At 63.9% G+C, this 12,784-nt stretch carries 9 protein-coding genes and 1 riboswitch; of the genes, 5 read left to right on the top strand and 4 right to left on the bottom strand.

All coding sequences use genetic code 11. From position 1 onward, the window contains the following. Positions 1–23: 23 nt before the first annotated feature. The 3 genes from M2395_RS05955 to M2395_RS05965 all read right to left on the bottom strand — a co-directional run bounded on the left by M2395_RS05955 (position 24) and on the right by M2395_RS05965 (position 7,421). Positions 24–3,620, bottom strand: a complete 3,597-nt coding sequence (locus tag M2395_RS05955; RefSeq protein ID WP_123430781.1) for a tetratricopeptide repeat protein — start codon at positions 3,618–3,620, stop codon at positions 24–26. Then, entirely contained in the window at positions 3,598–6,408 is a 2,811-nt protein-coding gene (locus M2395_RS05960; RefSeq protein WP_015635589.1) for a bifunctional glycoside hydrolase 114/ polysaccharide deacetylase family protein, read from the bottom strand. The genes M2395_RS05955 and M2395_RS05960 overlap by 23 nt, the downstream gene beginning before the upstream one ends. Positions 6,409–6,488: 80 nt before the next feature. Continuing rightward, positions 6,489–7,421, bottom strand: a complete 933-nt coding sequence (locus M2395_RS05965) for an NAD-dependent epimerase/dehydratase family protein (RefSeq protein WP_011061259.1) — start codon at positions 7,419–7,421, stop codon at positions 6,489–6,491. A gap of 362 nt (positions 7,422–7,783) precedes the next feature. Beyond that, positions 7,784–7,989: riboswitch (cobalamin riboswitch) on the top strand. Positions 7,990–8,098: 109 nt separating this feature from the next. Between M2395_RS05965 and M2395_RS05970 the strand changes: the two genes are divergently transcribed. Together M2395_RS05970 and M2395_RS05975 are read left to right on the top strand one after the other, a co-directional pair. Continuing rightward, positions 8,099–10,249: a TonB-dependent siderophore receptor gene (locus tag M2395_RS05970; RefSeq protein ID WP_123430782.1), complete on the top strand. Its 2,151-nt coding sequence runs from the start codon at positions 8,099–8,101 to the stop codon at positions 10,247–10,249. A 170-nt stretch (positions 10,250–10,419) separates the two neighbouring features. After that, positions 10,420–10,719 carry a hypothetical protein gene (locus M2395_RS05975; protein ID WP_015635587.1) on the top strand — a complete coding sequence of 100 codons (300 nt, stop codon included), beginning with the start codon at positions 10,420–10,422 and terminating at the stop codon, positions 10,717–10,719. Positions 10,720–10,728: 9 nt separating this feature from the next. Here M2395_RS05975 and M2395_RS05980 read toward each other — a convergent pair whose 3' ends face one another. Further along, entirely contained in the window at positions 10,729–11,070 is a 342-nt protein-coding gene (locus tag M2395_RS05980) for a lipoprotein (protein WP_015635586.1), read from the bottom strand. A gap of 218 nt (positions 11,071–11,288) precedes the next feature. Here M2395_RS05980 and M2395_RS05985 point away from each other — a divergent pair, with 218 nt between their 5' ends. The 3 genes from M2395_RS05985 (at position 11,289) to M2395_RS05995 (ending at position 12,741) form a co-directional block, all read left to right on the top strand. Then, on the top strand, positions 11,289–11,534 hold the full coding sequence (locus M2395_RS05985; RefSeq protein WP_015635585.1) for a hypothetical protein: 246 nt from the start codon (positions 11,289–11,291) through the stop codon (positions 11,532–11,534). Between the two features lie 105 nt (positions 11,535–11,639). Then, complete coding sequence (locus M2395_RS05990) at positions 11,640–12,278, top strand: GIY-YIG nuclease family protein (RefSeq protein ID WP_123430783.1); 639 nt, start codon at positions 11,640–11,642, stop codon at positions 12,276–12,278. Between the two features lie 82 nt (positions 12,279–12,360). Beyond that, positions 12,361–12,741, top strand: a complete 381-nt coding sequence (locus tag M2395_RS05995; protein ID WP_015635583.1) for a RidA family protein — start codon at positions 12,361–12,363, stop codon at positions 12,739–12,741. Positions 12,742–12,784: the final 43 nt, after the last annotated feature.

Consider the following 12,784-nt stretch of genomic DNA (forward strand, 5'->3'; position numbering starts at 1 on the left):
TTACTCCTCTTTGAATTCCATGATCAGCGTCCGAAACGCACGCTGTAGCTGACACCTGCAGTGCCCCCGGACTTGCCTGCCCCGCCTTGCGGCGCGGACTGGTAGCCAAGGGTCACTGCCAATTCGTCATCCCCTATCACCTCAGTGCCGACACCGGTACTGATGGCGTAGTTGATGGTGTTGTCGGTCCACTGCCAGCCGGTGCTGACATCCACCAGCCAGGTGTATTGCCCCCGCGTGCGGTTCAGCGCCCCCGGGAAACCGCGCCGCCAGGAACTGCCGAAGAACAGCTGGCCGTAGCGCTTCTGCAGCAGGGTCTGGCTGGTGATCTGCTCCGGATTGTCGAGATCGGCCCCGGCCAGATCGATGCCTCCGCCCAGGGTATTGGCCAGGTCGGGCAGCGAACGGTTGTTCAGGCTGTTCTGCTGGTAGTCGATACCGCTGCGCAATTCCCAGTTCGGCCCTTCGAACTGCAAGGTGTGGTCGAACTCGACCTTCAACGCCTGGCCGCTGCCCAGGTCATCGCCGCCGCGGGTCGAGAACCAGCGCTGGGCCAGGTTCCAGGACAACTGGTCACGGGCCGAATAGCGATGCCGGCCGCCCACCCAGACATCATCCTGCTGGCCGAAGGTGCGCATGTATCCGCTGTCCTCGTTCTTGCGGTGCCAGTCGGCACCGACGTCCAGCTCGTTGCCGCTGTCCAGTTGCCAGGTGCGGCTGGCACCCAGGCCGTTGCGGTCATCGTCCTTGCGCAGGCTGCTGTCGAAGATCAGCTTGTAGTTGCCGTTCTCCAGCTGGCGCTGCAAGGTCAGTTCGGTATTGGTCTCATTGCCCAGGCGCGACTCATCCAGTACATCGCCGCTGTAGCGGCCCTGCTCCAGGACCAGCTTGGCGTACCAGTTGTCGTTCAGATAGCGCGCGGCGGTCAGGCGCGGGCCGTTGAACACCAGGCCGCCGTAGTCCTGGCGCTCCCAGGCGATTTGCATACCCTGGGGCGTGCGCTCGGTCATCTCGATGGCCTGGCGGCGCAGTTGCTCGCGCAGCGCCGCCGGTTGCTCGTCACCCAGTGCCGAAAGGCCCACCGCCAGCGCTTCGCCGCTACGACCCAGGCTGTTCAAGGCCTCGACCTGCTGCGCCGGGTCCAGGTCGCCGCTGGCCACCAGGCGCTCCAGGGCCTGGCGATTGCTGCCGCGCAGGGCTTCCTGGATCTGCTCGTAGCGGCTGACCTTCAGGCCGCGGCTGCGGGCCCAGGCCAGCCACTCATCCTTTTGCGCCGACTGATTGAGGTCATCCAGGCGCGCGAGGAACTGATCGAACCACAGCTGCAGCATCGGCTTGGAACCGTCCTGCCATTGCATGGCCTTGTTCTGCGCCTTGCGTGACGAATAGCTGCTGGCCAGCAGGCGCAGCCAGGTGGCATAGCCCTGGGGCGTGGCGCGGATCTGCTCCGGGCTGACCTGGCGATCGAGCCGCAGGCGCAAGCGCTGGGCCGAGTCGGCATAACCGGCGCCCTCCAGGGCATCGGCATAGGCGGCCTGGACCATCCAGTCCCGGGGGTTGGCCTGCAAGTACAGGCGATACCAGGCCAGGGCCTCGGTATTGCGCCCGAGCAACTGGCTGGCGGCGGCGAACGGCAGCCACAGGCTGCTGTCACTGCGGGCCAGGGAGCGCCATTGCTGCAACAGCGGCTTGATCTCGCCCGTGCGGCCCAGATCGACATACAGCCACAGCAGCCGCTCACGGAAGGTGTTGTCGTCCGGGAAGCGGCTCAAGCCCTGTTGATACAGGCGCAGGGCCAGATCGGTCTGGCCCTGCTGCACCGCCAGCGCGGCGCGGGCGGCCAGCACCTGGGACTGGTCGCTGGCACCCGGGTACTGCTCGGCCTCCTTGAGCAAATCGACCACCAGAGGCCAGTCCTGGAGTTCCTGGGCCAGTTGCAGGGCGGCCACCAGGCGCTGCGGGCTGTGGCCCTGGCGCCAGCTGTCCACGGTCAATTGCAGGGCCTTGCGCGGATCGCGGGTGCGATACAGGGCAATCAGCTCGCTTTCGTCGCCTGTATTGAGCGAGCCCTTGATCGCCAGCATCTTCTCCAGCGCCAGCTGCAGCTCGTCGTCCAGCTCCAGGTCCCAGGCCAGGGCGGCGCGGGACTGCCAGTAGTCGAAGTCCTTGATCTTGTTGCCATCCACCGCGGTGATGACTTTCCAGGCCCCCTGGCTATCGAACAGCTTGAGGTGGTTGTTGGCCCAGTCCACACGTTCGGTGCTGGTGAGCGGATAGCGCTTGGCGAACTGGTTCCAGACCACCAGGCGCTGCGGGTACTGCTCGGTGTTTTCCAGGTTCTGCAACAGGCGCACCCAGGCCAGACGCTGTTTCGGGTATTTGGCGACATAGCGGCGCAGCCACTTTTCTGCCTCCTCGGGCGTCCCCCTGGACTCTTGCGCGTAGACCAGGGCATCGAGCTCGACGTTGGTCAGGGCGCGGCTGTCCATGATCCCCGCCAGCAGTGGGATGCCCCGGTCGAAGTCGTAGGTCTGCATCGCCAGGCGCCAGGTGTGCTCGAACTGCGCCGGGTCCTTGCTTAGCGTGCTCAGGCTGATCCAGTAGCCCAGGGCGGCGGCCGAGTCGCCCTGCCATTCGGCGAGATGGGCCATCTGCTCCAGCAACTGCGGGTCATCCGGCCGCTGTTCGAGCAGTTGCAGGCCCACCGCATGGGCGCCGGCCAGGTCACCGAAGGCCAGGCGCTGCTTGAATTCCTTGGCGAGGATTTCCGGGCTGTCGGGCTGCACCTTGCGCCAGGCACTGAAGAACTGTTCCGCCAGGTCCACGCGGTTGTGCGCCACGGCCACATCCACGCCGCGGTCCAGCAGCGCCGGCTCGAATTCCACGTCCGGCTGTGCGGCCAGCTCTCGGGCCAGCAGCTCCACTGCCTGATCGCCGCGATCGGCCGCCACCAGGGTGGTGAAGGCCTGTTGCAGAAACTGCCGACGCGCCTCGGGGGTCTGGCTGGCATCGAGCAACTGCACATAGAGATCGGCCGCGCGCCCCGGCTGTTCGCTGGCCTGGTACCACTTGGCGGCTTCAGGCAGCCACTGCTCGCGCCGTGTAGGGTCGCGCCGCGCCAGCTCGGCATAGGTATCCGCCGCCAGCCCCGGGGCCTGGGCGCTCAGGGCCAAAGTGGCCAGGCGCTCCAGTTGCGGCGATGGCAGCGGCTTGTAGTCAAAGGCCTTGAAACGTTCGGCCAGGGCCTGCAGGGCCGAGCTGTCGGTGCTGTTGTTCAGCGCCAGGGCATCAAGCTGCAAGCGGTAGTAGGCCTTGAGCGCCGGATCGGGCCGCTGCCACTGGGCCAGGTTTTTTTCCGCCTTGGGGTAGTCCCCCAGCTGAATCAGCAGGTCGAGCAGCTGGGTGCGCAGCTCATTGTTTTCCGGGTGTGCGGCCAGCAGCACCTCGGCGTAGCTGGCCGACACTTCGTCCGGCTGCCCGCCCTTGGGGCGGAACGCCTCTTCATTGCGAAAGGTTGCCCACAGCAGCACGCCGACGGCGATCGCCACCAGCAGCAAGGCCCAGGGGTTGAGCAGCCGCGCGCTGGGCGCCTTGGCCTTAGTTGCAGAGGAGTTGGGCATCACTCACCTGCTTCATGGGAAGTTGGAAATGCCACAGGCCCTGTTCGGACTTGCCGGCGTAGCGTTGGCCCTGGACCTCGACCCGACAGGCGCTGGCCGAACGCACCGAGAATTCCAGGTTGAACTGGCCGGCAAAGGAGAAGCTCACCTGCCGGTCATTGACATAGCGCCAGTCGCGCAGGGGAATATTGGCCAGCTCCAGTGCCGGGCGCGGATCGCGCTCGGGGCGCAGGGCCAACAGCGCATGATCGCTGCTCAAGGCTACATAGCGCCCCTGGGGCAAGTCGCGCACCCCGGCCACCCCCACCGAGCGGCCGAGGTCCGGCCAACCCAGCGCCGGGTCCAGGCGCAAGGTGCGCAGGCCGTCCATGCCGCGTACCTGCCAGTCGCCATTGGCGGTCCGCGCCAGGCTTGCCTGGTACAGGCCGTGGACCCGGTCCAGGTAGTCACTCATCCACAATGACAGCGGCTGCTGGCCACGCATGAACTGGTAGATGTCGGTCATGGCCTTGATCGACGCCTGCTTGGTGCCCGAATAGAAGTGGTAGTACAGGTGGATGCCGCGCAGGCGCCGTGGGCTGTCGGTCAGCTCGAAGGTGTCGATCACATCGCGAAAGCCGTAGTACGGGCCTTTCCAGAGATTGGTGTACATGTTCTCGTTGATCACCGGAGCGTAGTACTGCAAGCCGCCCGAGGTCGGCCGCAACAGCGGGTATAGGCCGGTGAGCGATGAGTTGGCCTTGGTCAGGATGGTCTGCCCGCCGTTGACGTTTTTCAGCCCGGCGTCGTAGGCCAGCTTGATGGTCTCGGCGCTGGGCAGCGCATCCCCCGGCCAGAAGACCAGCTTCACCGGTTTCTGCGCGGTGGTCAGGCGGCTGTTGATGTAGTCCCGCGAGCCGAGGATCTCGCGCTTGTAATCCAGGGTCTTGTACCCCGGGATATTCAGGCGCAGGCCGTATTCGGCGTGGAAATCCTCGTCCTTCTTGGCCTTCTCCGGCTGCATGTAGAACGGGTGGCTGTAGGTGTGGGTGGCCACTTCGACCTTGGGGTCGGCGAAGATCTCCTGGGCGATGGGCTCAAGCTCCCGCGCCAGGAACGGCGACATGCCCTTGGGCCCGACTTCGCCTTCGATGATCGAGACCGAGGTCAGGAACGGGTTGGGACGAATGTAGTCGTCCAGCACCTGGCGCCCGGAATACGGGGTGCCACGCACTTCGGCATGGGACGGGAAACCGTCACCGTCGATATGCACCGTGGCGATCCGCCGACCGTTCTCGGTGGTGGTGTCCGGGCGTGGCTGGGACGGCAGGCGCAGGGCCTTCTGGATAAAGGCGAACGGGTCGAGGATCCAGCGGCTGCGCTCCACATTGGCCTCCACCACATAGGGGGCCAGGGCCATGCCGCCCCAGGCGGCGGTGGCCACCGGGACGTACTTGCCGCCCTTGTCATCGCCCAGCACCAGGGCTGGTTTCGGCCCGTCGGGCAGCAGGCTCACGCGGGTCAGTTCGCGGCTGCGCGCCACCACCGGAGCCTCGAAGGCGCCGATCAGGCTCTTGTCCTGGCTCAGCACATGCAGGGCATCGCGAGCCCCCGGCGCCGCCAGGTTCAGCCCCAGGCGCTTGAGCAGCGCCCGGTCCTCGATCGGCAGGCCGGCCATGATCGCCAGGGGCACCTGCTCATCCAGGCGCTGGCCGACCCAGCTATAGAAGGCACGGCTGTCCTCGGGCGGGCCGCTGGTCATCCACAGCACCACCCCGGCGTAAAGGCCGGCGAAGCTGTAGGCAGGCAGGCTATCGTCCACCGGGAAGTAGTCCACCCGGTAACCCAGGTATTCCAGCAGGCCACCGAGCATGCGGTGCCCGGCGTGATCGTAGAGTTCCCCTTCGCGCGGGTCATAGAGCATGGCGATGCGCCGCGGCTGGACTTCCACCGTGCTCATGCTCAGGGCGTTGAGGTCCGGGGTGGTGACCACCGGTATAAAGCCTTCCTGGCTCAATTGCCGGACCAGCTTGCGTGCCTCTTCCCGACGGTTGGCCGGCAGGTAATCGATGGCCACCAGCGGGATGTTGCGTGCGCGCAGCGGCTTGAGTTCGCCTTCAAGCCAGGTGCGGTCGGCTTCGGAAACCGGGCGGTAACGCTTGGCCGAGGCATCCCAGCCGGCGTGGATGGATTCCACCGCCACGGCCGAGGCGACGCCATCGAGCTCGCCCAGTACCTCGAAGCCCCGGTTGAAGAACAGCTTGAGGTTGGGCAGCCGGCTGTGCAGTTCCCGCAGGAACGAGGCCAGGGCCTTGCGTTGCGGTTCGCGATCGGCCTCGGGGAGCAACTGGAAACTGTCCAGGGTGTCCAGGAACAGGCCGGCGTAGCCCTGGTCCTGCAGCGCCTTGGCACGCTTGAACAGGTGTTCGCGCCAGGCCGGGGTGGCGATGTCCATCACCTGGCTGTCCCAGGCCTTGTTGCGCACGGGGCTCGCGCCCTGGGCCAGGGCCTGCTTGGCCAGGGCAGCGCGGTTGCCGTCGAACTCCCCTACCGACAGGTAGGCGAACGGCTGGCTGCCGAGCTTGCGCAAGGTGGCGACATCGGCGCTGGCCATATGGCCGGGCTCGACCACTGCCCATTCGAACTGCGCCAGCTCCTGCAAGGGTGGCTGCTCGGCGTACCAGAACCCGACACTGGCGGGCGCCGCGGGTGCGGCCTGCACCAGGGTGTTGGTGGCACACAAGGCCAATGCGGTAAACAGGCGTCGAACCACTTTGCAGACATGCCCCCTGCGAAACTCGATATCCATAACTCACTCTTCAGTAGATCAATCTGCACAACATCAGGCTCTAGGGCAGCCGCCAGGGCGGGCGCCCCTAAGGCAACGAACTAAAGGCTGCGGTAAAGCCGTTCCAGGCCCTCGGCCAGGCTGCTGGGCGTGCCCAGGTCGAAGCGCTCGCGCAAGCGGCGGTTGTCGGCCTTGGAATGGCGGATATCCCCGGAGCGGGTCGCGCCGTGGCTCACCTGCAGCGGCTTGCCGCTGATCTGTTGCAGGGCGCCAATCAGATCGTTGAGGGTGGTCACCCCGCCGAGCCCGACATTGGTGGCATCGGCTGCTGGCGCGGGGCATTCCAGGCCCTGCACCAGGATCTTCACCAGGTCCGCGACATAGACGAAGTCGCGGGTCTGCCCGCCATCGCCGAACAGGGTGATGGGCCGCCCGGCCTTGGCCCGCTCGCTGAAAATGCTGATCACCCCGGAGTACGGCGATGAAGGGTCCTGGCGCGGGCCGAAGATATTGAAAAAGCGCAGGATCACCGGTTCCAGCCCATGCTGGCGGCGGTAGAAGTCCAGGTAGTACTCGCTGGCGAGCTTGTCCGCCGCGTAGGGCGTGAGGGGAGATTTGGGGGTGTCTTCGGCAATCGGCGTGCCCTCGCCGTTATTGCCATAGACCGCCGCACTGGAGGCGAACACCACGCGGCGGATACCGGCCGCGGTCATCGCCTCGCACAGGCGCAGGGTGGCGATGAAATTGCTCTGGTGGGTGGCCACCGGGTCTTCGACCGAAGCCTGGACCGACGCCACAGCAGCCAGATGCACCACGGCATCGCAGCCCTGAACGGCATCCGCCAGGAGTGCCGCATCGGCGGCATCCCCCACCAGCAGTTCCAGACCAGCATCGCCCATGGGCAGATTGCCGACCTTGCCCGTGGAAAGGTCGTCCAGAACCCGCACCGCATAACCTTTGGCCAGCAGTGCATCCACGAGGTGAGAACCGATAAAACCAGCGCCCCCAGTAACCAGTATCCGTTCGGCAGACATAGATCATTCCAAAGAGAAATATCGCGGCTACGCCGTCTGAAGCTAGCACAGCCAACGGATCAGCCCTGGCTACTTGCCATCCTGGCCGTCATGTTTTTAGTGGCTGCTCTGCGCCATAGGCTGTTTCGCCTATTTTCGGAGCAGAGTTCAGCGCTTTGGCGTCAAAAAAAACTCAAGATAATCAATCGCTCAGCGCCGACATACTGGGTCAGAAAAGCAAAATCGTCAATAATGCGTCGATATTTGTTGATTATTTAAGCGCCAGGAAAAATAGGTCAATATATTGACTTACCTGGTATAAAGCGCTGAAACCGCCGCCGTAGCTGGCCACATGCCATTGACGCAAGGGCTCGGCAGTGCTCATATGCGCGCCAGTTTCAGGTGTCCCATGCCGCCGTGCATGGGGTTAAACGGGAAGCCGGTGCGTCATTTCGATGATCAGTCCGGCGCTGCCCCCGCAACGGTAAGCGAGCGAAGCATTCGACAGACCACTGTGCCAAGGCATGGGAAGGTGAATGCCTCATGACCCTCGCAAGCCCGGAGACCGGCCTGCAACTTCGTTTGACAACCCCGCGGTGGGCGGGCGCAGTCCGGTTTTCGTGGGCGCGGCTGCCCGCGATTCCCTATGCGTTGTTCCCTCCGGGATTCATTCATTCCTTACAAGTAGTAGGAATCGCATGTCCCGCACCTCCTTGCTGCAACACCTGGCGAGCCCCTCGCTGTGTTTCACCCTCCTGCCTTGCATGGCCTACCCGGCCCTGGCACAGGCTGAACAGAAAACCTTCCTGGTCTTGCCCGAGGCCCAAGTGAGCGGAGTCTCCAGCGCCCCGCAAACCTCTCTGGACACGCCCCTGCCCGCCGGCTCGCGGCTGAACCTCACGGCCCTGGAGACTCCGGCCAGCACCAGCAGCCTGGGCAACGACGCCATCAGCAACCGCAACAACCTCACGGTGCAGGATGCCGTCACCCGCTCCCCCGGCATCACCAGCATCGCCACCCCGGGCAACGGCAATACCGCACTGTCGGCCCGCGGCTTTACTGGGCACTCCTCGGTGATGACCCTGTTCGACGGCGCGCGCCTGTACACCGGCGCCGGCAGCCAGACCTTCCCGGTGGACCCGTGGATGGTCGAGCGCATCGACGTGATCCGCGGCCCGGCCTCGGTGCTGTACGGGGAAGGCGCCACCGGCGCGGTGATCAACGTGATTGCCAAGAAGCCCTTCGACGGTGAGATCCACAACCGCCTGCGCCTGGGCTATGGCTCCCATGATCGCCAGCAACTGGGCCTGGACAGCGGCGGCTCGCTGACCGACACCCTGAGCTACCGCCTGACCCTGAACCAGCAGCAGAGCAATGGCTGGGTCGACCAGGGCCAGTCACGCAGCCTGGCACTCAGCGCGGCGCTACGCTGGCAAGCCACCGACGACCTCGGTTTCACCCTGGCCCATGAACGCGGTGAAAGCGAACCCGCCAGCTATTTCGGCACGCCGCTGATTGCCGGCCAATACCGCGACAGCCTGCGGGACAAGAACTACAACCTGCGCAACGCCGTGCAGCGCTACAACGACGAATGGACCCGGCTCAACACCGACTGGACCCTGAGCGACAACCTCAGCGCCAGCAACCAGCTCTACTACATCAAGAGCCGCCGCCACTGGCGCAACGCCGAAGCCTACAACTGGGTCAGCTCCCGGGAGCAGTTGCTGCGCGGCGACTACCTGGAGATCAAGCACGATCAGGAGCAGATCGGCGATCGCCAGAGCTTCACCTTCAACCACTCGCTGTTCGGCCTGGACAGCAGGACCGTGATCGGCCTGGAGTACAACAGGATTCGCTTCGGCGTGGCCAACAACTCGCCCTACAAGGATATCGGTAGCGACTATATCGATCCGTGGAACCCGGCACCGGGCTACTTCCAGAGCCGCTCGCCCTTCTCGCCCCAGACCGACAGCAGCACCCGCACTTTCGCCCTGTTTGCGGAAAACCGCCTGCAACTGTCGGAGCGCTGGTCGCTGGTGACCGGCATCCGCCGCGACCAGAACCATATCGATCGCAGTGATCTGCGCGCCGGCACCCGCACCGATCGCAGCCTCACCGGCGGCAACTGGCGCGCCGGCCTGGTGTTCGCGGTCACCGATCAACTGTCGCTGTACGGCCAGTACTCCACCAGTGAAGACGGGGTCAGCAACCTGATCAGCCTCAACCCGAGCCAGTTGCAGATGGACCTGACCGAAGCCAAGCAGACCGAGTTCGGGCTCAAGCAGCAGTTCTGGAACGGCCGTGGCGAATGGACCCTGGCGGCCTACCACATCGTCAAGAAAAAGCTCTTGACCACCGATCCGGTGACCCGCCTGGCGCAGCAGGTCGGCCAGCAATCCGCCGACGGCCTGGAAACCTCGCTGGAGCTGGCCCTGGATCACGGCTGGCAAGTCTCGGCCAACGCCTCGTTGGTGCGCGCCGAGTACGACGACTTCGATGAGGTGGTCTCTGGCAAAGCGGTGTCCCGGGCCGGCAATCGCCCCACCAACGTGCCGCGACGCACCGCCAACCTGTGGCTGAACAAGGCCCTGGCTCCGAGCCTGGAAGCCGGCATGGGCCTGCGCTACGTCGATGCGCGTTATGCCAACACCGCCAATAGCGTCGATGTACCCGGCTACACGGTGCTGGATGCCAACCTCGGCTGGCAGGCCCTGCCAGATGTGCGCCTGGGCCTGCAGGTGAACAACCTGCTGGACCGGCGTTATGCCGCGGCGCAACAGAACAGCGGCCAGCAATGGCTGATGGGTGAACCGCGCTCGTTGTTCGTCACCGCCGACTACAGCTTCTGATCGAGGGATTGCCGCAAGGCCCTGGGCTTTGCGGCGCCATTTAAGGCGTGCAGTGAGTTCGCCAGCCACTGGCCCGGGCCAGCGTCGGACAGCGACCAATCGGCACTTGCACCCACGCAGTCGATGGATATCCTGAGCGCCTTTGTCCCTGCACTGCCCGCGAGAGCCCCATGCCCTGCCTGAATGCCCGAGATGTCTGCCAGCGCCTGCGCGATGCCGCCCTTGGCGTTTACCCTCTACGGCCCGGCGCCAGCCATTCGGGCGCTGGCCAGGTGCAGGTGGATATCGAGGGTTGGCAGTTGCTGCTGGATTTCGATGGCCGGCATCTGCATCACTGCCAGAGCTGCCGCAGCGCCGAAGGCGATGTCTGGCAGCTCGATACGCGGCAACGCTTCGGCACCGACCCGGTGAGCCTGCTCAGTACCTGGGAGCTGGCGCAGATCGAGAAGTTACTGAAAGAGGCGGTTTAACGCAGCTGGCTACAGGCATTCCTGGGCCGCGCGTTCGAAGCTCGACGGAGCGAAGCTGGAGGCCAGCAAGTGCCGCTCGTAGAGGAACACCTTGCCGCCATTGGGCGCCTTGTAGGCTTCCAGTACGTTGTCTGCCGCCACCTTGCTGGCAACGACAATGCGAAAACCGCGCTGGGTCTGGGAAACCGTCGGGCTCTGGGCGTTGCCTTGCAGCTTGGGCACCACGCACTCGGCATATTCGGCCGGGGTTTTCCGGGTCTGCATGACCAGGGTCGGGTCGTTGGGCGCGGTGGCGCAACCGGCCAGCAGCAAGGTGGCCAGGGTCATGGCGGGAGCAAATAGAGGGCGCATCGGTAAGTCCTGAAAATGTACAGCCTGGTTCGGTGCGCAACGGTTCAGCGTCACGGGCGCTGCCGTTGCGGTCATGGTTGTGGGTCGGGGGCGATTGTCCATGGTTGGCGCCCAAAGCAGAACTTGCGTTGCTTGATTGTCACTATTACTTGAACCGATAGTTGCCCCCCGGGCAGACTGCCTGGCAGCCCGACTACAACTAAAAAAAGGATTTCCCCATGCGCACCTTTGACTTGATTCGCGACGCCGTCCTCCCGGAATTCCGTGAGCGGGTGGCGGACTACCTGGTGGAGTACGAACAGGTGCTGGGTGACAGCAGCGCCGACCCGCAAAGCCTGCGGATCGCCGCCTATCAATTGCGTGGCTACCTGCGTGGCCTGAACACCACCCGGGTCCTGGGCATGGCCGACTGGGAAGAGCTGGACCGGCGGGTGCTGGAGACATGGCTCAACCACTCGCAATGACGTAAAGACACTCAAGGATGACATCGGCGAATACAGCCATTACCGAGTCGCTCCAGGCGTTATCGGTCCCCTGCCATTTCTACTTCAATTTGGAGCCTCGTCTTTATGAGTAGTGGATTTGTTTACATCATGATCAACCCGGCCATGCCTGGATTAGTCAAAATCGGATTAACCGAGAGAACGTCTGATGACCGGGCCAAAGATCTACGAAGTACGGGGTTGCCGACTGATTTCATTACCGTTTACGACGAGCTTGTGACTGACTGCAAAACTGTTGAAAAACGGATGCACGCGCGTTTTGACTCTTTTCGCTATCAACCGAATCGCGAGTTTTTTGAAATTCCAGTCAGGCAAGCGATACGTGGATTAATGGAGGAATCCGTCGGATATCTCGTGCCTCGGATCGGGACAAATTGTGGTGTGGAAATACTCCCTGACTTGAAGAAGAAGTACCCGGACTACCTGAAGCCGGACTTCCACTCGATTAAACTTACTCATAGCGACGGTGTTGTTTATCTGGAGTCGGTGCGTTATCGCTATTCAGGTTTGAAGGACGAAATCATTGAGCGAAGAGACCTGAGCTTCATCGACGGCTCGACAAGCGAAATGTTCCCGGCCTCGAGAAGTCCAATGGACAATGCTCGCCTCTTTGTGCATCAACTCGATGAGTACTCAATGATTCATTGCACAGACCTGTTCACTCATGAAGCCTGCATGGACATAGCGCAAAGGCATGAGTCTTAAATTGAACTGTCGCCTGACTGATCTTTCCGACCAACCGTAGCGAGTGCGACCGCTGCGCCCTTACACAAATCAAGAGACCCCCATGGCCAACCAAGACCTGAGCTTCACCCCCGACCCGGACGCCGATTCCATCTCCTCCGACGTGGTCGGTTTCAACGGCATCCTGGTCTCCACCCAGATCCCCACCCGCGCCGACGGCAGCCTGGAACTGGGGGACATCACCCTGCAGAGCGAGTGCACGCTGCAGGCGCTGAAAGTGGCCCTGGAGCGCGCCGGCAGTTCCATGGACCGGGTCATGCACCTGACCATCTACCTCACCGACATGGCCGATCGTGCGGCATTCAATGCGGTCTACCAGCGTTTCTTCGCCAAGCCCTGGCCGGTACGTGCCGCGGTGGGCGTGGCCGCCCTGGCGGTGGAAGGCATGCGCGTGGAAGTCACGGCAATGGCCGCAAAGGCCTGAGGCAGCGCGTCAATCGGCGGCTACGCGCAAGGCGTGGCCGCCA

This window comes from Pseudomonas sp. BIGb0176, assembly GCF_024810175.1.
GTDB classification, from domain to species: Bacteria; Pseudomonadota; Gammaproteobacteria; order Pseudomonadales; family Pseudomonadaceae; genus Aquipseudomonas; species Aquipseudomonas protegens.